This window comes from Micromonospora sp. NPDC050980, from assembly GCF_040653835.1.
Classification (GTDB): domain Bacteria; phylum Actinomycetota; class Actinomycetes; order Mycobacteriales; family Micromonosporaceae; genus Micromonospora.
Window position 1 is genome coordinate 1 of sequence record NZ_JBFAGS010000015.1, and the last position, 22,848, is coordinate 22,848.

The following is a 22,848-nucleotide window of genomic DNA, read 5'->3' on the forward strand; positions in this document are numbered from 1 at the left end:
CCAGACAGACCAAAGCCTGACCAGTCCGGGGTATAAAACAATTGGCACTGGCTTATCAAGCACCCTGTTGAGTTCTCAAAGAACAACCACACACCGCCCGAAACCCCCCATCCAAGGGGCCCCGACCCGGGGCATTTCGTTCACCGCGCCCGCCGCTCTCGCGCCGGGCACCTTTACTACGTTACCCGCTGGTTTCTGCCGTGTCAAACCGGTGTTTCCCGGTTTGTCGTGCATCGTCCGCTTACCTCGGTCACACCACGATGCGCCGACCCGAGTCGGTTGCGTCGAGGATTTCGGCAGGACGGCCGATCGCGGTTTCCCGCTGACCCGTCCGTTTCCCCGCCGGCCGGTAACCTTACCCGGTCGGTTCCGCCTCACCAAATCCGCCTGCCGGCGGATCCGGGGCACCGCCCGCGTTTCCGGTCCTGCGCTCCGGCCTTCCAGGTCTTTCGTCCTGTTCGTCCGTTCCGCGCTGGCAGAGAGAAAGTTACGCGCCCAGCGGTTTGATCGTCAAATCCGCCGGGCGCGTCCCGCGTCACATCGTCGACCGCCGACTATCCGCGCAGCTCGACGCCCGCGAACGACCGCTTGCCCCGGCGTAGTACGAGGTAGCGCCCGTGTAGCAGGTCGGCCGGAGTGACGGTCGCGTCCGCCTCGGCGATGCGGGAGTTGTTGACGTAGGCGCCGCCCTCGGCGATCACCCGCCGGGCCTCCTTCATGCTCGGCACCAGGCCCGACTCCTTCAGCAGGCCGGCGACGTCCGGCAGCTCGTCGACGTGTACCAGCCCGGCCTCGGTGAGCGCCGCCCGCAGCGTCTCCGGCGACAGCTCCTCCAGCGCGCCGCGGCCGAACAGCGCCTGACTGGCCGCCACCGCCTGCGCCGTCTCGCGCTCACCGTGCACCAGCGCGGTGAGCTCCTCGGCCAGCGCCCGTTGGGCCGCACGCGCCTGCGGGCGCTCGCCGGTGGCCTTCTCCAGCTCCTCCAGTTCCTCCCGGGAGCGGAAGCTGAAGTAGCGCAGGTAGCGGGTGACGTCGCGGTCGTCCGCGTTGAGCCAGAACTGGTAGAAGGCGTACGGGCTGGTCATCTCCGGGTCGAGCCAGACCGCGCCGGTCTCGCTCTTGCCGAACTTCGTGCCGTCGGACTTGGTGACCAGCGGCGTGGTGAACGCCTGCACCGGCCCGGCGCCGCGCCGACGCACGTAGTCGACCCCGGCGGTGATGTTGCCCCACTGGTCGGAGCCGCCGTACTGGAGCTGGCAGCCGTGCCGCCGGTGCAGCTCGAAGAAGTCGTTGGCCTGGAGCAGCTGGTAGCTGAACTCGGTGTAGCTGATGCCGCTCTCCAGCCGGGCCTTGACCACCTCGCGGGCCAGCATCTTGTTCACCGGGAAGTGCTTGCCCACGTCCCGGAGGAACTCCACCACCGACATCTGGCCGGTCCAGTCCAGGTTGTTGACCAGCTGGGCCGCGTTGTCGCCGGTGTAGGTGACGAACGGTGAGAGCTGGTCGCGGATGCGCTGGACCCAGCCGGCGATGACCTCCGGCGGGTTGAGCGTGCGCTCGGCGCTCTCCTTGGGGTCACCGATCTGGCCGGTCGCGCCGCCGACCAGCAGGAGCGGCCGGTGCCCGGCGAGCTGGAGCCGGCGGGCCATGACGACCTGCATGAGATTGCCGACGTGCAGGCTGGGGGCGGTCGGGTCGAAGCCCACGTAGAACGTGGCGCTCGGGCCGTCGAGCAGCGCCCGTAGCTCGTCCGGGCCGGTCGAGTCCTGGATCAGGCCCCGCCACCGCAGGTCTTCGGTCAGGGAGTCCCGCCCCTGCGGGAGGTTGCTGTCGGTCACGGTCACCGATTCTCCCCCATCCCCGCCCCCGGGCCGTACCGGGTTTGCCGCTCGGGCCGCGGACTAGGCTGACGGCGCCGCCGAGCACGAGGAGGAACCACCGTGGAAGAGCCGGAGCTGACCGGGGGCTTCGTGTCCCTGTTGGGACTGAAGTTCGACGAGGTCAGCGCGGACCGGGTGGTGATTCGCTGGCAGGTCCGCCCGGAGCTGCACCAGCCGTACGGGATCCAGCACGGCGGGGTCTACTGCTCGGTGGTGGAGACGGCGGCCAGCGTCGGCGGGGCGCTCTGGCTGGGCGACCGGGGCAACGTGGTCGGGGTGTCGAACCAGACCGACTTCCTGCGCGCGGTGCGCGAGGGCGAGCTGACCGCAGTCGGCACGCCGGTGCACCGGGGTCGCAGCCAGCAGCTGTGGCTGGTGGAGATCACCGACGGCGACGCTCGGCTGGTGGCCCGTGGGCAGGTGCGGTTGCAGAACCTCAGCGCCGGGTGAGGCATTCGCCCGAAACCGGGCGCTGACGCCGATATCGTCGCGTCGATGAGACCACCCACTGCCGCTGCGACGTGAGGAAGCTGCTCGCCGCCACCCTGGGCGTGCTGTCGGCCATCGGCGGCTTCGTCGACATCGGCGACCTGGTGGCGGCCAGCCAGGCCGGCGCGCTGTTCGGCATGGCCCACGCCTGGGTGCTGCTGGTCGGCGTGGTGGGCATCTGCGCGTACGCGGACATGGCCGGCCGGATCGCGGCGGTGAGCGGCCGGGCGGTGTTCGACCTGGTCCGGGAGCGGCTCGGCCCACGGGTGGCGCTGCTCAACCTGGTCGCGTCGTGGCTGGTCACGGTGATCACGCTCGCCGCCGAGCTGGGCGGGGTGGCGCTGGCGCTGCGCCTGGCCACCGGGGTGAGCCATCTGCTCTGGGTGCCGCTGGCCGCGCTGGCGGTCTGGCTGGTGCTGTGGCGGATGCGTTTCGAGCTGATGGAACGGATCTTCGGCCTGGCCGGGCTGGCGTTGCTGATCTTCGCGGTCGCGTTGGTGGCGTTGCCGACCGACTGGGCGGAACTGGGGCAGGGCGCCTGGCGGATCAGCTCCGCCGGGCACGGCTGGTCGCTGTACTGGTTCGTGGCGGTGGCGCTGTTCGCCTCGACGGTCAGCCCGTATGAGGTCTTCTTCTTCTCCTCCGGCGGGGTGGAGGAACGGTGGGGCGCGGCGGACCTGGCGCGGGCCCGGTCGAACGTGCTGGTCGGCTTCCCGGTCGGCGGGTTCCTGGCACTGTCGCTGATCGCCGTGGCGACGGTGGCCTACCACCCGTCGGACGCCTCCCTGGGCTCGCTCGACGAGGTGGCCCGGCCGGTGGCGACCGCGCTGGGCGGCGCCGGCCTGGCCGCCGCCGTGCTGGCGTTCTTCGCGGTGACCTTCGGCGCCGCGCTGGAGACCGGGCTGTCGGCGGCGTACGCGGTGGCGCAGTACTTCGGCTGGCAGTGGGGCAAGCGGGTCAGCCCTCGCGACGCGGCCCGGTTCCACAGCGTCCTGCTGGTCGGGCTGCTGCTCGGGGTGGTGATGCTGATGACGGCAGTGGACCCGGTGCGGTTGACCGAGTACATGCTGGTGCTGAGCGCGGTGGTGCTGCCGTTGACCTACCTGCCGATCCTGGTGGTGGCCAACGACCGCACCTACCTCGGCGACCGGGTCAACGGCTGGTGGACGAACCTGCTCGGCGCGGTGTTCCTGCTGCTCATCGTCGCCGCCTCGGTGGCGGCGATCCCACTGGCGATCGTGACGGGGATGGGACGATGAGGGTTCAGCTCGCCCGGCAGTTGCTCGACCGGCAGATCGTCGACGTCGACGGGCGGCTCGTCGGGCGGGTCGACGACATCGCGTTCGCGGTGGACGACGAGGGCTACCCGTACGTGGACGGGCTGCTCACCGGTCAGGGCGCGCTCGGGCAGCGGATCGGCGGCCGGGTCGGGCGGCTGCTGGTGGCGGTCGCCGACCGGTTCACCGAGGATCCGCCGGCGCCGCCGTTGCGGGTGCCGCTGGCGACCGTGGCCGGGGTGGACAGCGCGGTGCGGCTGCGGTGCCGGGCGGCGGACCTGCCGTCCTCGCCGGTGGAGGCGTGGTTGCGGCGGCACCTGATCGAGCGGATCCCGGGGTCCCATCGTGCGAGCGGGTGAGCTGCTCGGCCGCGCCGCGTACGACCTGCACGGCCGGCGGCTGGGCCGGGTGGTGGACGTGGTGGTGCGCGGGGGCTGGCCGCCGGAGCGGCTGCGGATCACCGATGTCATCGTGGCCGGGCACTGGTGGACCCGGGTGACCAGCCGGTTGATCGGGCCGGAGCGGCATCCGGGCGGGCCCTGGCTGCTGCGCGCGATCGCCCGGCTGGCCGGGCGCAGCACCCACCAGGTGCCCGCCGACGCGGTGCAGCTCCGCCCGCCGGTGCCCGGCTTCCCGTTCGGCCCGCCGGCGCACCGGCGTTGAGCCGCCCGCGCGACCGGCCCGCCTGCCGACCCGGGGTGTGGTCCGTCGGCGCGGCCGATCGCGCCGCTCGGCGGGTTGTCCTCAGTGACGCGCCTCGTCGAGCGCCGGGGTGTCGGCCGGCTCGGCGTCGCTCCCGGGCTCGGCGTCGGTCGCGTCGTCGCTGTCGGTCCGTTCGCGGCGGGGCCGGCGTCGGACGTGCACCTCGGTGATGGCGCGCTGGTCGACGCCGGCGACCGCCAGCTCCCAGCCGTCGACGGTGACCCGCTCCCCCGCCACGGTCGGGATGTGTCCGAGGCAGATCAGCACCAGCCCGGCGACGGTGGTGTAGTCGCCGACCGGGCGGTTGGGCAGCTCGACCCCGAGGTCGGTGAGGTCGTGCACCGGAAAGGTGCCCGGCAGCACCAACGAGCCGTCCGCCTCGGTGCGTACCGCCCGCAGGTCCCGGTCGGTCTCGTCGTAGATCTCGCCGACGATCTCCTCCAGGATGTCCTCCAGCGTCACGATCCCGTCGACCGCGCCGCGCTCGTCCACCACCAGGGCGATGTGCTGCCGCTCGGCCTTGAACTGGCGCAGCGCGTCGACCACGGGCAGCGAGTCGGGCAGCAGCATGGGCGGGCGGGCGATCTCGTCCACCGGCCGGTCGTCGGGGATGCCCACCAGGTCGCGCAGGTGGATGACGCCGACCGCGTCGTCCAGGCCGCCGTGCCGGACCACGGGCGCCCGGGAGTGGCCGGTCGCGGCGAGGACGAGCCGGGCGGCGTCCGCGGTGGTGCCGCTGTCGAGCGTGAAGACCTGCAACCGGGGTACGAGGACGGCCCGCAACTGCCGGTCGGCGATCTCCACGGCACCGGCGATGATCGTGCGCTGCTCCTTGGTGAAGCCGTGGTTTCCGGCGACGATGTCGCGCAGTTCGTCGGGGCCGATCTCGTCCGGCTCGTGCCTCGGGTCGAGACCGAAGAGGCGGACCACCATGTCGCTGGTGGCGCCGAGCAGCCAGACCGCCGGTCGGGTCACGCTGGCCAGCACGTCGAGCGGTCGGGCGACGACCAGCGCCCACCGCTCGGCGGACTGCATGGCGATGCGCTTGGGGGCCAGTTCGCCGAAGACCAGCGTGACGAACGTGAGCACCAGGGTGACGGCGACGATGGCGACCGTCTCGGCGGCGTTGCCGAACACACCGAGCAGCGGCACGAGCGGTCGGGCCAGGGAGACGGCCGCCGCGGCGGAGGCGAGGAACCCGGCGAGGGTGATGCCGATCTGGATGGTGGCCAGGAAGCGGTTCGGATCCTTGGCGAGTCGGGCCAGGGTCCGGCCGCCTCGGCTGCTGCGCTCCAGCCGTTGCAGTTGGCTGTCCCGCAGCGAGACCAGGGCCATCTCGCTGCCGGCGAAGGCCGCGTTGACGATCACCAGCACACCGACCAGGGCCAACTGGCTCCAGTAGCTCTGCACGAGCGGTTCTCTCCCTCGGCGTGATCCGGGTCGGCTGTGGCCGACTCGCCGGCCGGCAGATCCGGTCGGCGTGGCCCCCTCTGTGCCCAACCGGCGCGCGCCTGAATCCTGGGCTCGCACCGGCATCGCGGCAAAAGATGCGCCGTCCGCATCTTTGCGTGCCACGCAGGTTTTGGTACGGTGGCGACGTGAGCGGACTACGGGAGCGCAAGAAGGCCGAGACCAGGGCGGCGTTGAGCTGGGCGGCCATCCGGTTGACCGTGACCCGCGGCTACGACGCCGTGCTGGTGGAGGACATCGCCCACGCCGCCGGGGTGTCCCCCCGCACGTTCAACAACTACTTCGCCAGCAAGGCCGAGGCGATCGCGGCCCGACACCTGGACCGCAGCCGGCGGGTGGCGGACGCGCTGCGGGGCCGCCCGGCCGGCGAGCCGCTCTGGGCCGCGATCGAGGCGGCGGTCCACTCGGCGTGGGCGCCGGGGCCCGAGGTCGAGCAAGCGCCCCCGGACGCCCACGACGAGTGGGTCGCCGGGCTGCGGGTGATGCTCGCCGAGCCGGCGTTGCAGGGCGAGATGCTGCGCGCCGGCGCGGTCGCCGAGGCCGAACTGGCCGAGGCTGTCGCCGAGCGCACCGGCACCGACGCCGCCCACGACCTCTACCCGCACCTGGTGGCCGCCGCGGTCGGCGCGGCGGCCGGCGCGGCGACGCGGCACTTCCTCCGCGCCGAACGGCCGGAGCCGGTCGGACAACTGCTCTCCGCCGCGCTGGCCCAACTCGCTGCCGGCCTGCCACCGCCAAACTGACCCGTCCCGCGGTGAGAAGGGGCACCTTCTCTACCGCAGGCGTTAACAAGGGGCCCCGCCTTTCAATCCGAAGGATCTTGTCGTGATCGATGTTCTAGTTGTCGGGGCGGGGCCGAACGGGCTGATGCTCGCCGTCGAGCTGGCGCTGGCCGGGATCCGGCCGGTGGTGTGCGACCGGCTGGTCGAGCCGACCACCGAGAACCGGGCCAACGGGCTGGTCGGCCAGGTGGTCCGGATGCTCGACCGACGCGGCCTGCGCCAGCGGCTCACCGGCGACGCCGCGCCGCCGCTACCGGCGTCCGAGTTCGTCTTCGGCGCGCTGCCGCTGGACCTGCGGGGTGTCGCGGACAACCCGTTGCACGGCCTGCCGGTGCCGCAGCGGCAGATCGAGCGGATGCTCACCGACCGCGCCGCCGAGTTGGGCGTGCGGGTCCGCCGCGGATGCGAGGTCAGCGGGCTGCGGCAGCGCGACGACGCGGTGACCGTCGAGTTCGCCGACGGCGCCGTGCTCACCTGCCGCTACCTGGTCGGTGCGGACGGCGGGCGCAGCACGGTCCGGAAACTCACCGGAATCGGCTTCCCCGGCGTGACCACCGACCGGTCCGTCTCGCGCACGGCCCAAGTCGGCGTGCCGCCGGAGTCGATCGACCCGGCGACCGGCGGCCTCGCCGTGCCCGGTCACGGGGTCGTCCCGCCGTTCCGCCACACCCGCACCGAGCGCGGCTTGATCGTATGGGCGCCGTTCGGAGACCGGCAGCCGCTGGTCAGCACCGCCGAATGGCCGGACGATCCGGCGGCGGACACGCCGATGACGCTCGACGAGATGCGGGCCAGCGTGGCCCGGGTGCTCGGCGCCGAGGTGCCGCTGCGCCCGCCGGCCGGCGCCGGGCCGCACGTGCTGCGCCGCGTCGTCGGCGGCAACACACGGCTGGCCGAGCGCTACCGCGACGGCCGGGTGCTGCTGCTCGGTGACGCCGCCCACGTGCACTCCGCGATCGGCGGCCCAGGGCTGAACCTGGGCCTGCAGGACGCGGTCAACCTCGGCTGGAAGCTGGCCGCCCAGGTGCACGGCCGGGCACCGGACGGGCTGCTCGACACCTACGAGACCGAGCGGCGGCCGGCGGCCCGACGGGTCACCATGTCGACCCAGGCCCAGTCCGCGTTGATCGCGCCGGGAAGCGAGGTCACCGCGCTGCGGGAGCTGGTCGGCGAGCTGCTCGCCCGGCCCGCGAACGCCGCGCACGTGGCCGCGCTGATGGCCGGTGCGGACATCCGCTACGACCCGGGGCCGGACGGGCCGCCGGTCGGCACCTGGGCGCCGGACCTGGTGGTGCACGGCGACGCCGGGTCGGTGCCACTGGCCGAGCTGACCCGCGGCGCGCGTCCGCTGCTGCTCGACGGCACCGGCACCCTCGGCACGGCGGTCGCGCCCTGGCGGGACCGCGTCGACATGGTCGGCGGGCGGCTGGCCGGAACCCCGTCGACGGCGCTGCTGCTGCGGCCGGACTGCTACCTGGCCTGGGCGTCGCACGAGACCGCGCCGGAGGGCGACCGGTTGCGTGCGGCGCTCACCCGCTGGTTCGGCCCACCCCGCACCTGACCGGAGTCAGGCCGGGTCGGGCAGGTCGAGCACGTACGCGCCGCCCTCCGGACGGAAGCCCAGCCGGTGGTAGTAGGGCGCGACCATGCCCGGCGGGCTGACCACCCGCCGGAAGCCCCGATCGGTGAACAGCCGGCTGCGGCGGTAGACGAACTCGCCCGGGGTGAAGTCCCGGAACGGCGGGGTCACGTAGTCCAGGTCGATCTGGGCCACCCCGCCGGCCTCGGCGTGCGACACCATCACGCCGACCACCTCGTCGGAGCGCACCACCAGGAACGCCGACCGGTCGGCGGCGGCCGGATCCCAGCGGAAGGCCGGGTTGAACCGGGCGATGTCGGCGGCGTGCACCCGCAGGGTGTGTGCCAGGAACGCGTCGCCGGTGCCCACCTCCACCACCTGGTAGGTCTGCTCGTCGTGCCGGGTGGCCAGCAGCTTGCGCAGGTACCAGACGTTGATCGCGGTGAGCACCACGTTCAGCCCGACCATCGGCCACACCTGCACCGCGGCGTTGTAGCCGATCAGGATCAGGCAGCCGACCAGGTTGAGCGCGCGCAGCCGCAGGATGCGCGTCTGCAGCAGGGACCAGACCAGCAGCGCGGAGCCGGCCCAGCCGACGAGTTCCAGCCAGTTCACCCCGGCGACACTAGTGGTCGCGCTGGTCAGCCCCCTCGGCGGGCAGCTCCAGCACCCACTCCTCGACCTCCGCGCCGCGGCCCGGGGCGTATCCCGAGTCCTCGCCGACCACGACGAAGCCGCACTTGCGCAGCACCGCGAGCGAGGCGGCGTTGTCCTTCGCGGCACGGGCGCGCACCGGGCGCTGGGGCAGCTCGCGCAACAGCGCGGTCAGCCCGGCGGTGGCGTGGCCGCGCCCCCAGCGCTGCGGGTCGATCCAGTAGCTGACCTCGGTCTGGTCGTCGACCGGGAACGCCGCCACGTGCCCAACCACCTCGCCGCCGACGACGATCGTGCGGTTGACGACGCGCGCGTCGGCGCGGATGCGGGCCCAGTGCGCGTCGAACGCGGCCCGGTCCGACGGGTCCGTCGGGCCGAACGCGGCCATCCAGTTGGCCTGCGGGTCCTGCTCGTGGGCGAAGAACGCGGACAGGTCGTCGTCGCGTACCGGACGGATTTCCACAGCGGGGGTCACGGCCGGGAACGATACGCGGACGCACCGACACCGGTCGGGACCTCCGGCCCGCCCGGGGTCCCGACCGGCCCTGCCGGTGGGGCCGGCCGCGCCGGTACGAAGAGGGAGGAACGACGCAGTCGAGGAGGCGGACCATGCCGAAGTACGTCTACGACTTCATCGAGGGTGACCGGAGCCGCGCCGACCTGCTCGGCGGCAAGGGCGCCAACCTGGCCGAGATGACCCGCCTCGGGCTGCCCGTGCCGCCCGGGTTCACCGTCACCACCGACGCGTGCCGCGCCTACCTGGCCACCGGCGCGCCACCGGACGGGTTGTACGAGGAGATCAACACCCACCTGCGCGAGGTGGAGGCGCGGCTGGGCCGGTCGCTCGGCGACCCCGCTGACCCGCTGCTGCTGGCCGTCCGCTCCGGCGGCCGGTACTCGATGCCGGGGATGATGGAGACGATCCTCGACATCGGGCTCAACGACGCCACCGTCGCCGGGCTGGCCGCCCACGCCGGCGACGAGCGGTTCGCCTGGGACTCGTACCGGCGGTTGATCCAGATGTTCGGCCGCACCGTGCACGGCGTCCCGGCCGAGGAGTTCGCGCACGAGCTGGCCGCGGTGCGGGCCACCGCCGGGCCCGGCGGACCCAGCGCCGAGCAGCTCCGCGACCTGGTCGACACGTACAAGAAGATCTTCGTCCGGCACGTCGGGCACGACTTCCCGCAGGCCCCGCACGAGCAGCTCTTCCTCGCCGTCCGCGCGGTCTTCGCCTCGTGGCACTCGGAGCGGGCCCGGGTCTACCGGCGGCAGGAGCGGATCCCGGACGACCTGGGCACCGCGGTCACCGTGATGGCGATGGTCTTCGGCAACCTCGGCCCGGACTCCGGCACCGGGGTGGCCTTCACCCGCGACCCGGCCACCGGCCTGCCCGGCGTCTACGGCGACTACCTGACCGACGCGCAGGGCGAGGACGTGGTGGCCGGCATCCGCAACACGGTGCCGCTGACCGAGCTGGAGCGGTTGGACCCGGCGAGCTACCGGCGGCTGCGGCAGATCATGGCGACGCTGGAGCGGCACTACCGCGACCTGTGCGACGTCGAGTTCACCATCGAGCGCGGCCGGTTGTGGATGTTGCAGACGCGGGTCGGCAAACGCACCGCCGCCGCCGCGTTCGTGATCGCCGCGCAGCTCGCCGAGGAAGGAGTGATCACCGCCGACGAGGCGTTGACCAGGGTCACCGGGGCGCAGCTCGCCCAGCTCATGTTCCCCGCGTTCGACGCCGCGACCGCGCCCGCGCCGCTCGCCGTCGGGGTGGGCGCCTCGCCGGGCGCGGCGGTGGGCCGGGTCGTCTTCGACTCCGCCGCCGCGACGGCGGCCGACGAGCCGGTGATCCTGGTCCGTCCCGAGACCAACCCGGACGACCTGCCCGGCATGATCGCCGCGGCCGGCGTGCTCACCTCACGCGGCGGCAAGACGTCGCACGCCGCCGTGGTGGCCCGGGGCATGGGTCGGACCTGCGTGTGCGGGGCCGACGAGCTGCGCATCGACGTGGAGCGCGGCGAGTTCACCGCCGGCGATCAGGTGGTGCGGGCCGGCGAGCTGGTCTCGATCGACGGCACCAGTGGACGGATCTGGCTGGGCGAGGTGCCGGCGCGGCCGTCGCCGGTGGCCCGTTACCTGGCCGGCGAGCTGCGCCCCGAGTCGGATCCGCTGGTCGCCGCCGTGCACCGGCTGCTCGCGCACGCCGACGCGGTGCGGACCCTCGGCGTGCGGGCCAACGCGGACACCCCGGACGACGCCCGTCGGGCCCGCCGGCTCGGCGCCGCCGGGATCGGGCTGTGCCGCACCGAGCACATGTTCCTCGGCGAACGCCGGGAGCTGGTCGAACGGCTGATCCTGGCTGACGGGCCGGCGGAGACCGCCGCCGCGCTGGACGCCCTGCTGCCGCTGCAACGGGACGACTTCGTCGGGCTGCTCGCCGCCATGGACGGGCTGCCGGTGACCGTCCGGCTGCTCGACCCGCCGCTGCACGAGTTCCTCCCCCCACTGGTGGAGCTGACCGCCCGGGTGGCCGCCGCGCGGGCGCGCGGCGCGGACCCGGGCCGCGACGCCACGCTGCTGACCGCGGTGCGCCGGATGCACGAGGCGAACCCGATGCTGGGGTTGCGCGGCGTCCGGCTCGGGCTGGTGGTGCCGGGCCTGTTCGCGATGCAGGTGCGGGCGCTGGCCGAGGCGGCCGCGCAGCGGGTGCGCGCCGGCGGCGACCCGCGACCGGAGATCATGGTGCCGTTGGTCGGGGACGTGCGGGAGCTGGCCGCCGTCGCGGACGAGGCGCGGCGCGTGCTGGGCGAGGTGGACGGCGCCCCGGAGATCCCGATCGGCACCATGATCGAGACGCCCCGGGCCGCGCTGACCGCCGCGGAGATCGCCGCCGAGGCGCGGTTCTTCTCCCTCGGCACCAACGATCTGACGCAGACCACCTGGGCGTTCTCCCGCGACGACGTGGAGGGCTCGTTCTTCCCCGCCTACCTGGCCCGGGGGATCTTCGGCGTGTCGCCGTTCGAGAGCCTCGACGCCGCCGGGGTGGGACGGCTGGTCCGGCTCGCCGTGGTCGAGGGGCGGGCCGCCCGACCGGAGCTGACCGTCGGGGTGTGCGGCGAGCACGGCGGCGACCCGGACTCGATCGCGTTCTTCGCCACGGCCGGACTCGACTACGTCTCCTGCTCGCCGTACCGGGTGCCGGTGGCGCGACTGGCCGCCGGCCGGGCCGCGGTCGAGGCCGGCACCGAATCGTCCGACTCCCGCTAGGAGGGCAGCATCATGACGGCCATCTTGAACCCGACCGGGCTGAACACCGTACCTCCGGTGCCCCGGCCCGCGCCGCCGGCCGCCGACCCGACGCCGGCCCCGGCCCCCGGGCCGGTCGGTCCGGTGCTGGAGCTGCCCGGCGCGGCGTTGGTGCCGGTGACCCACGCCGGTCGCCCGGTGGGCGCGTTCGTCGTGACCGGCGACCGGGTCCGCTACCGCCGGGTGGTCGACCCGGACCGGTTCGTCGCGGCCACCACCGGCGCGTTCGCGGTGGCCGCGCTCACCGCCGCCGTGGCGGTCTGGTCCCGCCGCCGCCCACCGGCGGTGCAGACCGTGACGATGGGCCCCGGCGGCTGGCTGAGTCTGCGCGGCCTCCCGGCCCCGCACCCCGACCACCGCCCCTGGTGGGCCCGCCTCCTCCGCGCCCACCCCCTCCCCCACTGACCCCACCTCTTTTCGTTGATCATGAAGTTGGCGGCGATGTGGATCTCCGATCCTGCCGCCAACTTCATGATCAACGCGGGGTGGGGGGTGGGGCTTTGGTCCTGGGGTGGGGGTCCGGGGGCTCTGCCGGGTGGGCGGGAGGGGCGGAAGGGTTGGGGGTGGAAGTGGACCGGCCCGATGGGAGCGATCATGAGCGGCAACCAGCGCGTCGTGGATCCGTGGCGAGGGTTCTCCGACGGACCGTGGCGGGAGAGCGTCGACGTCGCCGACTTCGTCCGCCGCAACCACGAGCCCTACACCGGGGACGCGTCGTTCCTCACCGGACCGACCGAACGGACCCTCGCGGTGTGGGACCGGCTGCGGGAGATGTTCCCCGAGGAGCGGCGGCGCGGCGTGTACGACGTGGACGCGGCCACCCCGTCCACCATCACCTCGCACGCGCCCGGCTACCTCGACCGGGAACGGGAGCTGATCGTCGGCCTGCAGACCGACGCGCCGCTGCGCCGCGCGATCATGCCGGCCGGCGGGCTGCGGATGGTGGAGACCGCGCTACGGGCGTACGGGCGCGAACCCGATCCGCGGGTGCACGAGATCTTCACCCGGTACCGCAAGACCCACAACGACGCCGTCTTCGACGCCTACCCGGTGAACGTGCTGGCCGCCCGGCGCTCCCACGTCATCACCGGCCTGCCCGACGCCTACGGACGCGGCCGGATCATCGGCGACTACCGTCGGGTGGCGCTGTACGGGGTGGACCGGTTGATCGCCGAGCGCCGCGCGCACAAGGCGGCACTGGACGGCCGGCGCTGCACCGACGACGTGATCCGCGACCGGGAGGAGCTGGCCGAGCAGATCCGCGCGCTCGGTGAGCTCAAGGAGATGGCCGCCGGCTACGGCGTCGACCTCTCCCACCCCGCCGCGACCGGCCGGCAGGCGATCCAGTGGCTCTACCTCGCCTACCTGGCGGCCACGAAGGAGCAGAACGGCGCGGCCATGTCGCTCGGTCGCACCGCCGGGTTCGTCGACGTCTACCTGCGCCGGGACATCGCCGAGGGCCGGCTCGACGAGGCCGGCGCCCAGGAGCTGGTCGACGACTTCGTGATCAAGCTGCGGATCGTCCGCTTCCTGCGCACCCCCGAGTACGACCAGCTCTTCTCCGGCGACCCGACCTGGGTCACCGAGTCGCTCGGCGGGATGGGCGCCGACGGCCGCCCGCTCGTCACCCGGACCACGTTCCGGTATCTCCAGACGCTCTACAACCTCGGGCCGGCGCCCGAGCCCAACCTGACCGTGCTCTGGTCGCCCCGGCTGCCCGACGGGTTCAAGCGGTTCTGCGCCCAGGTGTCGCTGGACACCAGCGCCATCCAGTACGAGAACGACGAGCTGATCCGGCCGGCGTACGACGACGACACCGCGATCGCCTGCTGCGTGTCGGCGATGCGCGTCGGGCGCGACATGCAGTTCTTCGGCGCCCGGGCGAACCTGGCGAAGGCGCTGCTCTACGCGATCAACGGCGGTCGCGACGAGCTGACCGGCGAACAGGTGGCGCCGCCGAGCACGCCGGTCGGCGGCGAGACGCTGGACCACGACGAGGTGCTCGCGGCGTACGACCGGACGCTCGACTGGCTCGCCGAGACGTACGTGGACGCGCTGAACGTGATCCACCACCAGCACGACAGGTACGCCTACGAGCGGCTGGAGATGGCGCTGCACGACCACCCGGTGCGCCGCTTCATGGCCACCGGCATCGCCGGCCTCTCGGTCGCCGTGGACAGCCTCTCGGCGATCCGGTACGGCCGGGTCAAGGTGCTGCGCGACCACACCGGGCTGGCCGTCGACTACGCGGTCGAGGGCGAGTTCCCGACGTACGGCAACGACGACGACCGGGCCGACGAGATCGCGGTGTGGCTGGTCGAGACGTTCGCGGCGAAGCTGCGCCGGCAGCGCACCTACCGCGACGCGGAGGTGACCATGTCGGTGCTCACCATCACCTCGAACGTGGTCTACGGCAAGCACACCGGCAACACCCCCGACGGGCGGCGGGCCGGCGAGCCGTTCGCGCCCGGGGCGAACCCGATGAACGGCCGGGACACCCACGGACTGGTCGCCTCGGCGCTGTCGGTGGCGAAGCTGCCGTACGAGGCGACCCGCGACGGCATCTCGCTGACCGGCACGGTCACCCCGGACGGGCTGGGTCACACCCGCGCCGAGCGGATCGCCAACCTGGCGGGGGTGCTCGACGGATACACCGACGCCGGTGGGTTCCACCTCAACGTCAACGTGCTGGACCGCGACACGCTGCTCGACGCGATGGCCCACCCGGAGCGCTACCCGCAGCTCACCGTCCGGGTCTCCGGGTACGCGGTGAACTTCGTGCGGCTCACGCCCGAGCAGCAGCGGGACGTGGTGTCCCGGACGTTCCACGGGTCGCGGTGACCGGCCGGCTCCCGGCGCCGCCGGTCCTGGCTGGGGCGGTGCACTCCTGGGACACGTCCGTCGGGGTGGACGGGCCGGGCACCCGCCTCGTGGTCTTCCTCGCCGGCTGTCCGCTGCGCTGCCGGTACTGCCACAGCCCGGACACCTGGCACGGCCGCAGCGGCCGGCGGCGCACCGTCGACGAGGTGGTCGCCACGGTCGCGCGGTACCGCCGGTTCGTCCAGGTGGCCGGCGGCGGCGTCACGGTCAGCGGCGGCGAGCCGCTGCTGCAACCGGCCTTCACCGGGGAGCTGCTGCGCCGCTGCCGGGCGCTCGGCCTGCACACCGCGCTGGACACCTCCGGGTTCCTCGGCGACCGCGCCGACGACGCCCTGCTGGACGCCACCGACCTGGTGCTGCTCGACGTCAAGGCGGGCAGCCCGGCCACGTACCGCCGGGTCACCGGCACCGGCCGGCTCGCGCCGACGCTGCGCTTCGCCCGCCGGTTGGCCGACCGGGGCACGCCGATGTGGATCCGGTACGTGCTGGTGCCGGGCCTGACCGACGACGCCGACGAGGTGGCCCGGGTGGCCGACGTGGCCGCCGGTCTGGCCGGCGTGCACCGCGTCGAGGTGCTGCCGTTCCACCGGCTCGGCGCGCACAAGTACGCCGAGCTGGGCCTCGCCTTCCCGCTGGCGGACACCGCGCCGCCGGACGCGGAGCTGCTGGCCCGGGTGCGCGGGCAGTTCGCCGAGCGCGGGCTGACCGTCACCTGACCGGATCGCCCGCCTCGGGCAGGTTCGGTCGGCCGGCACCGCGACGAACCGTTCGACGGGTGAGTCAGCTCGCCGCGCTCGTCGGATAGCCGTACAGGTCGAGCAGGCGGACCCGGGACGCCTGGAGGCGGTCCACCACGACGCTCATGAACCGGGCGGTGAGGTGCCGGCCCAGGGTGTCGTCGGACTCCATCAACCGGCGTACGCCCGCCGCGTCGAACTCGACAGCGGTGCTGCGCAGGGTGGCCACCGCGCCGAACTGCCAGCGGTAGGGCGGGAAGAGCCAGGACCAGCCGAGCACGCCGCCCGCGCCGATCGTCTCGATGCCCACGTCGCCGCGGCCGGGCACCGGGAAGTCCAACGCGACCTGGCCGCCGCGGACCAGCCAGAACCGCTCGGCCGGCTGCCCGGCGCGGAACAGCCGGTGCCCGGGGTGCCAGGCCACCGGGCGGGCGTAGCCGGTGAGCCGGGGCAGCCAGCCGTCGGGCAGGCCGGCCAGGAACGGGTGTACGCGCAGCATCTCCAGCGGGGTCATGACGCCTCCACGGTCGGCAGCGGAAAGCCGTACCGCCATCCCACCCCACCCGGCCCGCGCCCGGCAGGGCCGATGGTCCCGCTCCGCGCGTGGCGGCGTTTCCGGGCGACGGCGGGACGGCCACAATGGGTCGAGCCGACCGGAGGGGACACATGCGATGAACCGACCCGTCGTGGCGGGGGTGGACGGATCGCCGTCCAGCCTGGCCGCCGCCGACCAGGCCGCCGCGACCGCCGTGGCACGGTCCCGGCCGCTGCTGCTGGTGCACGGCTATCTGCACCCGCTCGGTTACGGCGTGCCGCTCAACCCGTACGACCTCGGGGTGCCGGCGCCCACCGAGGAGGCGGAGAAGATGCTCGAACGGGTCGCCGGTAACCTGGCCGGACGGCATCCCGGGCTGCGGGTGGCGGTGCGGCAGGTCGCCGGCGGCCCGGGGGCGACGCTGGTGGCGGAGTCCCGCCGGGCGGAGCTGGTGGTGGTGGGCAGCCGGGGCGGGGGCGGCTTCGCCGGGCTGCTGCTCGGTTCGGTGGGCGGGCAGCTCGCGCAGCACGGGCACTGCCCGGTGCTCGTCGTCCGCCCGGCGGAACAGCCGATCCCGGTCGCCGGTCCGGTGCTGGTCGGCGTCGACGGCTCCGAGGCTGCGGCGTACGCCGTCGAGCTGGCCGCGGACGAGGCCGCCCGCCGCGACGCCGAGCTGGTGCTGGTGCACGTCCACGCGCCGCCGGCAGCGGCGGCGCCGGAGGTGGCGGCCGAGGCGGGCACCGCCGAGCGGGCCGAGGCGGGCACCGCCGAGCGGGCCGAGGCGGCCGAGTTGCTGGGCGCGGCGGCCGAGCGCGTCCGGGCGGCGCAGCCGGGGCTGCGGGTGACGCAACGCCCGGTGGTCGCCGCCTCCCCGGAGGCCGCGCTGCGGGAGGCGAGCGGCGAGGCGTCACTGGTCGTGGTCGGCTCGCGCGGCCGGGGCGGCTTCGCCGGCCTGCTGCTCGGCTCGGTCAGCCAGGCCCTGGTGCAGCACGCCCACTGCCCGGTGCTGATCGCCCACCGGCCGGAGCCGGCCGACGACTGACCGGCCCCGGCCGGTTCACGCCGGGTCGCGGCCGGCGAGCAGGTCGGCGAAGTCGGTGGTGAGGGCGAACGGGTCGGCCGGCCCGGTCGCGGGCGCACGGCGGTCCACCTGCTCGGCCAGCTCGGCGGCGGCCCGGCGGATCCGGGCCCGCAGCGGGCTGTCGCCGTCGTCGCCGGCCCAGTCCTCCGGCGCGGCGAAGACCGCGGTCGGCAGCGTCACCGCCCGCAGGTAGGTGAACATCGGCCGAACCGCGTGCTCCAGCGCGAGCGAGTGCCGGGCGGTGCCGCCGGTCGCCCCGATCAGCACCGGCGTGCCGGCCAGCGCGTCGCGGTCGAGCACGTCGAAGAACGACTTGAACAGCCCGGTGTAGGACGCGTTGAAGATCGGCGTGACCGCGATCAGCCCGTCGGCCGCCGCGACGGCGTCCAGCGTCTCGCGCAGGGCGGCCGGCGCGAAGCCGGTGAGCAGGTGGTTGACCACGTCGTGGGCGTGTTCGCGCAACTCCACCGGGCGCAGGTCGACGGTCGCGCCGCGCCCGGCCAGCTCGTCGCGGGCGGCCGTGGCGAGCTGCTCGGCGAGCAGGCGGGTGGACGAGGGCTGGCCGAGACCGGCCGAGACGACGGCGAGGGTACGCGGGGTCATCGCTGCTCCTCCTCGCCGGTCGTGGCGGCGTCGCGGGCGGCCAGCAGGCCGGCGTGGGTGGGCGCCTCGGGCACGTGCGCCGGGCGCATCGAGTCGAACTCCTTGCGCAGCACCGGGACCACCTCCTCGCCGAGCAGGTCGAGCTGCTCCAGCACCGTCTTCAGCGGCAGGCCGGCGTGGTCGACCAGGAAGAGCTGCCGCTGGTAGTCGCCGACGTACTCGCGGAAGCCCAGCGTGCGGTCGATGACCTGCTGCGGGCTGCCGACGGTCAGCGGCGTCTGGTGGGTGAACTCCTCCAGCGACGGGCCGTGCCCGTAGACCGGGGCGTTGTCGAAGTAGGGCCGGAACTCGCGTACCGCGTCCTGCGAGTTGCGGCGCATGAACACCTGCCCGCCCAGGCCGACGATCGCCTGCTCGGGCGCGCCGTGGCCGTGGTGCGCCCAGCGCTCGCGGTAGAGACCGACCATCCGCTGGGTGTGCTCCTTGGGCCAGAAGATGTGGTTGGCGAAGAAGCCGTCGCCGTAGTACGCGGCCTGCTCGGCGATCTCCGGGCTGCGGATGGAGCCGTGCCAGACGAACGGCGGCACGCCGTCGAGCGGGCGCGGCGTCGAGGTGAACGACTGGAGCGGCGTGCGGAACCTGCCCTTCCAGTCGACCACGTCCTCGCGCCACAGCCGGTGCAGCAGGTCGTAGTTCTCGATCGCCAGCGGGATGCCGTTGCGCATGTCCTGCCCGAACCACGGATAGACCGGGCCGGTGTTGCCGCGACCCATCATCAGGTCCACCCGGCCGTCGGCCAGGTGCTGGAGCATCGCGTAGTCCTCGGCGATCTTCACCGGGTCGTTCGTGGTGATCAGCGTGGTGGAGGTGGAGAGCAGCAGCCGCTCGGTGCGGGCCGCGATCCAGCCGAGCATGGTGGTCGGCGACGAGGGCACGAACGGCGGGTTGTGGTGCTCGCCGGTGGCGAAGACGTCCAGGCCGACCTCCTCGGCCTTGAGCGCGATGGTGGTCATGGCCTTGATCCGGTCACGCTCGGACGGCAGCCGCCCGGTGGTCGGGTCGACGGTGACGTCACCGACGGTGAAGATTCCGAACTGCATGACCAGCTCCTCGGGTGAGATCCGGACCGGTCGGCCCGGCGTCGCACCGCACAACCTATTTGACGAGTCAACTATTCCGCCGCCCGGCGCCCCCGACGTGGCCCGGCTCACCCGAAAAGTGGGTCGCCGCACGTAGGATCGTCCTCTACCGGGACGCCCCTGGAGGAGATCGATGGCCCGCACCTTCACCGCCGCCGTGCACCAGGAGGACGACTGGTACGTCGCCCGGTGTCTGGAGATCGAGGTCGCCAGCCAGGGTGAGACCGTCGACGAGGCTCTGACCAATCTTCGCGAGGCCGTCGAGGCCTACCTGGAGGAGGCCGAGAACCCCGAGATCGAAACCACGCCGCTGGTGACGTCCTTCCAGGCCGGGCGAGCGGCGTGAGCCCAGCCCTGGCCGACCTGCCGTTGCGCAAGGTGCTCGCCGGGTTGAGCAAAGCCGGCTTCGGCATGTCCGCACCAAGGACAGCCATGCGGTCTATCGCGATCCGAGCGGCCGGGTCGTGGTCGTGCCCGAGCACGCGACGATCAAGCGCGGCACCCTTGCCTCGATTCTTCGTCAGGCGGACCTGACCCCGTCGGAGTTTCTCGAACTTCTGCGCTGAGCCGGCGCAGCTCGACCAGGCCAAACCCCGTTCGGCGACTACCCTTGCCGGCCATGACCACGTACCCCTGGCTCGACGCGCCGGCCGCGGACGTCGCGGTGACCGCGCGGACCCTGCTCGGCTGGACCGTGTCGGCGCACGGCGTGCGCGTCCGGCTGACCGAGGTCGAGGCGTACGCCGGGACCGGGGAGGATCCGGCCTCGCACGCGCACCGCGGGCCGACCCCGCGCAACCGGGTGATGTTCGGACCCGCCGGGCACGTCTACGTGTACTTCGTGTTCGGCATGCACTGGTGCGCGAACATCGTCTGCGGTCGCGACGGCGAGGCGGCGGCCGTGCTGCTGCGCGCCGGCGCGGTGGTCGACGGGATCGAGATCGCCCGCGAGCGCCGCCCCCGCGCCTCGGATCGGGACCTGGCCCGGGGGCCGGCCCGGCTGGTCACCGCGCTCGGCCTCGGCCGCGAGGCAAACGGCAGCTCGGCCGTCGACGGCACCGGGCCACTGCTCCTGACCCCACCCGAGACGCCGGTGGACCCGGCGCGGATCGCCGCCGGGCCGCGGGTCGGCGTCGCCGCGGCGCACGACCTGCCGTGGCGGTTCTGGCTGGCCGACGAGCCGAGCGTGAGCGTCTACCGCCGGCACAGCCCGCGCCGCCGGCCCGTGCCGCGCTGACCGCAACCTCCGCACCCCGACGCGCGTCTGAACCTCGGCGGACGCGCGCCTCACCGCACGAATGACTTTCAACGAGGTGTTGACAACACACCATTTGACGGTGTGGGATGGACGGCATGGTCACCGTGGACAACGACCCGTTCGCCGCCCCGGATGCTGCCCAGGCCCGCGCCCACCGCAACTACGCGGCGCTGCTGCGGATCGCCGAGCGGCACGCCGGCACCAACTCGCGCCGCCGGCGCTACGCTCACCCCGACGTCCCCGACGCCTACGAGGCGGCCACGCTGGTGATGGCGCTCGCCGGTGGCGCGGAGCTGGACGCGGGCGAGGAACCGGTCGACCAGGCCGACCTGATGGCCGCGCTGACGCTGATCCCGCACGTCCGGGCCGAGGTGGACGTGCTGGAGGCCGGGCTGCTCCAGGTGGCCCGCGGCCGGGGCATGACCTGGCAGGCGATCGCCTTCGGGCTGGGTCTGGGCAGCGCCCAGGCCGCCCGGCAGCGCTACGAGCGGCTCACCGTACGCACCGGCACCGGCGACTGAGCCGGCGGCTTGTCACAGCGACGGGTGAGACTGTGCCGGACGACGGCACGGGAGGACGCGATGACGCGCGAGGAGATGCTGACCTACTGCCTGGCCAAGCCGGGCGCCTGGCTGGACCGGCCATGGGAGGGCGACGAGGTGGTGAAGGTGGGCAGCCGGATCTTCGCGTTCCTCGGCTCCCCCGACGGCGAGGCGCGGCTCGGGGTGAAGTGCGGCCCGTCCCGCGAGGTGGCCGACGAGTGGCTGCACCGGTTCCCCGACGACGCCCGGCCGTCGCCCTACATCGGCCGGTCGGGGTGGAACACGCTGCGCCTGACCGGCGGCATCCCGGACGACGACCTCATCGACGCGGCCGACGGGTCGTACGACGCGGTGGTGGCCAAGCTGCCCAGGCGCGAGCGGCCGACGGCCTGAACCCCGCGCGGCGGCCGGACCGCCGCGCGGGGCGCCCGGGTCAGCGGGGCACGACCTGCTCGGCGGCCCACTCCCGCCAGCCGGCCAGCTTGTCCGCGGCGGTGGCGAGCTGGTCGGCGACCGGCCCGGGCCCAGTGGAACCGGGGGTGATGCGGGCCGCGAGGGCCGAGCGCACCGAGAGCACGTCGCGCACCGACGGGTCCAGATGCTCGCTCACCGCGGCCAGGTCGGCGTCGGACACCTCGTCCAGCGCGCAGTCCCGGGCCGCGCAGAGCGCCACCAGCCGGCCGGTGATCTCGTGCGCGTCGCGGAACGGCACGTTGCGCCGGACCAGCCAGTCGGCGACCTCGGTGGCCAGCGAGAAGCCCGACGGCGCGGTGGCCGCGAGCCGGTCCACCCGCACCGTCATCGTGGAGATCATCCCGGCCAGCGCGGGCAGCAGCAGCTCCAGCGTGTCGACCGCGTCGAACGCCGGCTCCTTGTCCTCCTGCATGTCCCGGTCGTAGGTCATCGGCAGGCCCTTGAGCATGGTGAGCACGCTCACCAGGCCGCCGACCAGCCGGCCGGACTTGCCCCGGGCCAGCTCGGCGATGTCCGCGTTCTTCTTCTGCGGCATGATCGACGAGCCGGTGGCGAACGAGTCGTCCAGCTCGACCCAGCCGAACTCCTGCGACGTCCAGAGCACCACCTCCTCGCCGAGACGGGACAGGTGCACGCCGGTCATCGCGGTGACGAAGAGGAACTCGGCCACGAAATCCCGGTCCGCCACCGCGTCCATCGAGTTGGCGAACGAGGTGCGGAAGCCCAGTTCCTTCGCCACCGCCACCGGGTCCAGCGGCAGCCCCGAGCCGGCCAACGCGCCGGCGCCGAGCGGGCTGATCGCGGTCCGCTCGTCCCAGTCGCGCAGCCGCTCCAGGTCGCGCAGCAGCGGCTGCACGTGCGCCAGCAGCCAGTGCCCGAACGTGACCGGCTGGGCGTGCTGCAGGTGGGTCATGCCCGGTGCGGCGGTGTCCAGGTGCCGCTCCGCCTGCTCGACGAGCGCCTCGGCCAGCTCGACCAGCCGGGCGGCCACCCCCCGGGCGTGGTCGCGCAGATAGAGCCGCAGGTCGGTGGCGACCTGGTCGTTGCGGGACCGGCCGGCGCGCAGCTTGCCGCCGAGGCTGCCCAGCCGCTCCAGCAGGCCGCGCTCCAGGGCGGTGTGCACGTCCTCGTCGTCGACGGTGGGGCGGAACGCGCCGGAGGCGCAGGCGGCCTCCAGGTCGTCCAGCGCGGCCAGCATCCGCCCCAACTCGTCCGGGTCGAGCAGGCCGGCGCCGGCGAGGACCCGGGCGTGCGCCCGGGACCCGGCGATGTCGTACGGGGCGAGACGCCAGTCGAACTGCACGCTCACCGACAGCCGCGCGAGCGCCTCGGCCGGTCCGCCGGCGAACCGACCTCCCCAGAGGCTCGTCCGGTTGGTGGCGGCGCTGTTCTCGGTCAGGCTCTTGTCGTCCACCCCACCCATTGTGCTGGTCATGACAGCGGCCCTCCCCACCGGG

The 22,848-nt window shown here is 73.8% G+C and carries 24 protein-coding genes; 16 read left to right on the plus strand and 8 right to left on the minus strand.

Going from position 1 to position 22,848, the window contains the following annotated elements; all coding sequences use genetic code 11:
• Positions 1-554 precede the first annotated feature (554 nt).
• Positions 555-1,838: a tyrosine--tRNA ligase gene (gene tyrS / locus AB0H28_RS21300; protein WP_358043101.1), complete on the minus strand. Its 1,284-nt coding sequence runs from the start codon at positions 1,836-1,838 to the stop codon at positions 555-557.
• A gap of 102 nt (positions 1,839-1,940) precedes the next feature.
• Between tyrS and AB0H28_RS21305 the strand changes: the two genes are divergently transcribed.
• From AB0H28_RS21305 to AB0H28_RS21320, 4 genes are all read left to right on the plus strand, one after another.
• Positions 1,941-2,330, plus strand: coding sequence for a PaaI family thioesterase (locus AB0H28_RS21305; RefSeq protein ID WP_358042730.1), 390 nt, complete (start codon positions 1,941-1,943; stop codon positions 2,328-2,330).
• 71 nt (positions 2,331-2,401) lie between these two features.
• Positions 2,402-3,628 carry a divalent metal cation transporter gene (locus AB0H28_RS21310; protein ID WP_358042733.1) on the plus strand — a complete coding sequence of 409 codons (1,227 nt, stop codon included), beginning with the start codon at positions 2,402-2,404 and terminating at the stop codon, positions 3,626-3,628.
• Positions 3,625-4,005, plus strand: a complete 381-nt coding sequence (locus AB0H28_RS21315) for a hypothetical protein (RefSeq protein WP_358042736.1) — start codon at positions 3,625-3,627, stop codon at positions 4,003-4,005. The genes AB0H28_RS21310 and AB0H28_RS21315 overlap by 4 nt, the downstream gene beginning before the upstream one ends.
• Positions 3,992-4,309, plus strand: a complete 318-nt coding sequence (locus tag AB0H28_RS21320) for a PRC-barrel domain containing protein (protein WP_358042739.1) — start codon at positions 3,992-3,994, stop codon at positions 4,307-4,309. The genes AB0H28_RS21315 and AB0H28_RS21320 overlap by 14 nt, the downstream gene beginning before the upstream one ends.
• Positions 4,310-4,390: 81 nt before the next feature.
• Here AB0H28_RS21320 and AB0H28_RS21325 read toward each other — a convergent pair whose 3' ends face one another.
• Entirely contained in the window at positions 4,391-5,758 is a 1,368-nt protein-coding gene (locus AB0H28_RS21325) for a hemolysin family protein (RefSeq protein ID WP_358042742.1), read from the minus strand.
• Positions 5,759-5,946: 188 nt separating this feature from the next.
• Here AB0H28_RS21325 and AB0H28_RS21330 point away from each other — a divergent pair, with 188 nt between their 5' ends.
• Both AB0H28_RS21330 and AB0H28_RS21335 read left to right on the plus strand, forming a co-directional pair.
• Complete coding sequence (locus tag AB0H28_RS21330; protein ID WP_358042745.1) at positions 5,947-6,561, plus strand: helix-turn-helix domain-containing protein; 615 nt, start codon at positions 5,947-5,949, stop codon at positions 6,559-6,561.
• 82 nt (positions 6,562-6,643) lie between these two features.
• Positions 6,644-8,161 (plus strand): FAD-dependent monooxygenase, encoded by a 1,518-nt coding sequence (locus AB0H28_RS21335; RefSeq protein WP_358042748.1) that lies wholly within the window; start codon positions 6,644-6,646, stop codon positions 8,159-8,161.
• Positions 8,162-8,167: 6 nt separating this feature from the next.
• Here the strand turns inward: AB0H28_RS21335 and AB0H28_RS21340 are convergent, their stop codons facing one another.
• Together AB0H28_RS21340 and AB0H28_RS21345 are read right to left on the minus strand one after the other, a co-directional pair.
• Complete coding sequence (locus tag AB0H28_RS21340; RefSeq protein ID WP_358042751.1) at positions 8,168-8,794, minus strand: hypothetical protein; 627 nt, start codon at positions 8,792-8,794, stop codon at positions 8,168-8,170.
• A 10-nt stretch (positions 8,795-8,804) separates the two neighbouring features.
• A complete protein-coding gene (locus AB0H28_RS21345; protein WP_358042754.1) occupies positions 8,805-9,308 on the minus strand; it encodes a GNAT family N-acetyltransferase in 504 nt (167 codons plus the stop codon).
• A gap of 134 nt (positions 9,309-9,442) precedes the next feature.
• Between AB0H28_RS21345 and ppdK the strand changes: the two genes are divergently transcribed.
• The 4 genes from ppdK to pflA all read left to right on the plus strand — a co-directional run bounded on the left by ppdK (position 9,443) and on the right by pflA (position 15,738).
• On the plus strand, positions 9,443-12,103 hold the full coding sequence (gene ppdK / locus AB0H28_RS21350) for a pyruvate, phosphate dikinase (protein WP_358042757.1): 2,661 nt from the start codon (positions 9,443-9,445) through the stop codon (positions 12,101-12,103).
• 12 nt (positions 12,104-12,115) lie between these two features.
• Positions 12,116-12,547, plus strand: a complete 432-nt coding sequence (locus AB0H28_RS21355; RefSeq protein WP_358042760.1) for a hypothetical protein — start codon at positions 12,116-12,118, stop codon at positions 12,545-12,547.
• Between the two features lie 189 nt (positions 12,548-12,736).
• Complete coding sequence (gene pflB / locus AB0H28_RS21360) at positions 12,737-14,983, plus strand: formate C-acetyltransferase (RefSeq protein ID WP_358042763.1); 2,247 nt, start codon at positions 12,737-12,739, stop codon at positions 14,981-14,983.
• Positions 14,980-15,738: a pyruvate formate-lyase-activating protein gene (gene pflA / locus AB0H28_RS21365; RefSeq protein WP_358042766.1), complete on the plus strand. Its 759-nt coding sequence runs from the start codon at positions 14,980-14,982 to the stop codon at positions 15,736-15,738. Before pflB ends, pflA begins: the two co-directional genes overlap by 4 nt.
• 64 nt (positions 15,739-15,802) lie before the next feature.
• On the opposite strand, the gene AB0H28_RS21370 is transcribed toward pflA, so the two are convergent.
• Positions 15,803-16,273, minus strand: coding sequence for a cyclic nucleotide-binding domain-containing protein (locus AB0H28_RS21370; protein ID WP_358042769.1), 471 nt, complete (start codon positions 16,271-16,273; stop codon positions 15,803-15,805).
• A gap of 157 nt (positions 16,274-16,430) precedes the next feature.
• Here AB0H28_RS21370 and AB0H28_RS21375 point away from each other — a divergent pair, with 157 nt between their 5' ends.
• Positions 16,431-17,336: a universal stress protein gene (locus AB0H28_RS21375; RefSeq protein ID WP_358042772.1), complete on the plus strand. Its 906-nt coding sequence runs from the start codon at positions 16,431-16,433 to the stop codon at positions 17,334-17,336.
• Positions 17,337-17,351: 15 nt separating this feature from the next.
• Here AB0H28_RS21375 and AB0H28_RS21380 read toward each other — a convergent pair whose 3' ends face one another.
• On the minus strand, positions 17,352-17,978 hold the full coding sequence (locus AB0H28_RS21380) for a CE1759 family FMN reductase (protein WP_358042775.1): 627 nt from the start codon (positions 17,976-17,978) through the stop codon (positions 17,352-17,354).
• Positions 17,975-19,078, minus strand: a complete 1,104-nt coding sequence (locus AB0H28_RS21385) for an LLM class flavin-dependent oxidoreductase (RefSeq protein ID WP_358042778.1) — start codon at positions 19,076-19,078, stop codon at positions 17,975-17,977. The genes AB0H28_RS21380 and AB0H28_RS21385 overlap by 4 nt, the downstream gene beginning before the upstream one ends.
• Positions 19,079-19,250: 172 nt before the next feature.
• On the opposite strand from AB0H28_RS21385, the gene AB0H28_RS21390 reads away from it, so the two are divergent.
• The 5 genes from AB0H28_RS21390 (at position 19,251) to AB0H28_RS21410 (ending at position 21,310) form a co-directional block, all read left to right on the plus strand.
• The gene (locus AB0H28_RS21390; protein WP_358042781.1) at positions 19,251-19,463 is read left to right on the plus strand and encodes a type II toxin-antitoxin system HicB family antitoxin; all 213 of its coding nucleotides are present in this window, start codon (positions 19,251-19,253) and stop codon (positions 19,461-19,463) included.
• Between the two features lie 118 nt (positions 19,464-19,581).
• The gene (locus tag AB0H28_RS21395; protein WP_358042784.1) at positions 19,582-19,683 is read left to right on the plus strand and encodes a type II toxin-antitoxin system HicA family toxin; all 102 of its coding nucleotides are present in this window, start codon (positions 19,582-19,584) and stop codon (positions 19,681-19,683) included.
• Between the two features lie 53 nt (positions 19,684-19,736).
• Positions 19,737-20,354, plus strand: a complete 618-nt coding sequence (locus AB0H28_RS21400) for a DNA-3-methyladenine glycosylase (RefSeq protein WP_358042787.1) — start codon at positions 19,737-19,739, stop codon at positions 20,352-20,354.
• 107 nt (positions 20,355-20,461) lie between these two features.
• Positions 20,462-20,896 carry a DNA-binding protein gene (locus AB0H28_RS21405; RefSeq protein ID WP_358042790.1) on the plus strand — a complete coding sequence of 145 codons (435 nt, stop codon included), beginning with the start codon at positions 20,462-20,464 and terminating at the stop codon, positions 20,894-20,896.
• A 60-nt stretch (positions 20,897-20,956) separates the two neighbouring features.
• Positions 20,957-21,310, plus strand: a complete 354-nt coding sequence (locus AB0H28_RS21410) for an MmcQ/YjbR family DNA-binding protein (RefSeq protein WP_358042793.1) — start codon at positions 20,957-20,959, stop codon at positions 21,308-21,310.
• Between the two features lie 40 nt (positions 21,311-21,350).
• On the opposite strand, the gene argH is transcribed toward AB0H28_RS21410, so the two are convergent.
• Entirely contained in the window at positions 21,351-22,814 is a 1,464-nt protein-coding gene (gene argH, locus AB0H28_RS21415) for an argininosuccinate lyase (protein WP_358043103.1), read from the minus strand.
• Positions 22,815-22,848: the final 34 nt, after the last annotated feature.

Excerpts from the sequence above, each read along its gene's own strand:
- AB0H28_RS21315 (WP_358042736.1), top strand. The coding sequence starts at position 3,625 with ATGAGGGTTCAGCTCGCCCGGCAGTTGCTCGACCGGCAGATCGTCGAC.
- ppdK (WP_358042757.1), top strand. The coding sequence starts at position 9,443 with ATGCCGAAGTACGTCTACGACTTCATCGAGGGTGACCGGAGCCGCGCC.
- AB0H28_RS21355 (WP_358042760.1), top strand. The coding sequence starts at position 12,116 with ATGACGGCCATCTTGAACCCGACCGGGCTGAACACCGTACCTCCGGTG.
- pflB (WP_358042763.1), top strand. The coding sequence starts at position 12,737 with ATGAGCGGCAACCAGCGCGTCGTGGATCCGTGGCGAGGGTTCTCCGAC.
- AB0H28_RS21370 (WP_358042769.1), bottom strand. The coding sequence starts at position 16,273 with ATGACCCCGCTGGAGATGCTGCGCGTACACCCGTTCCTGGCCGGCCTG.
- AB0H28_RS21375 (WP_358042772.1), top strand. The coding sequence starts at position 16,431 with ATGAACCGACCCGTCGTGGCGGGGGTGGACGGATCGCCGTCCAGCCTG.
- AB0H28_RS21380 (WP_358042775.1), bottom strand. The coding sequence starts at position 17,978 with ATGACCCCGCGTACCCTCGCCGTCGTCTCGGCCGGTCTCGGCCAGCCC.
- AB0H28_RS21385 (WP_358042778.1), bottom strand. The coding sequence starts at position 19,078 with ATGCAGTTCGGAATCTTCACCGTCGGTGACGTCACCGTCGACCCGACC.
- AB0H28_RS21390 (WP_358042781.1), top strand. The coding sequence starts at position 19,251 with ATGGCCCGCACCTTCACCGCCGCCGTGCACCAGGAGGACGACTGGTAC.
- AB0H28_RS21400 (WP_358042787.1), top strand. The coding sequence starts at position 19,737 with ATGACCACGTACCCCTGGCTCGACGCGCCGGCCGCGGACGTCGCGGTG.
- AB0H28_RS21405 (WP_358042790.1), top strand. The coding sequence starts at position 20,462 with ATGGACGGCATGGTCACCGTGGACAACGACCCGTTCGCCGCCCCGGAT.
- AB0H28_RS21410 (WP_358042793.1), top strand. The coding sequence starts at position 20,957 with ATGACGCGCGAGGAGATGCTGACCTACTGCCTGGCCAAGCCGGGCGCC.
- argH (WP_358043103.1), bottom strand. The coding sequence starts at position 22,814 with ATGGGTGGGGTGGACGACAAGAGCCTGACCGAGAACAGCGCCGCCACC.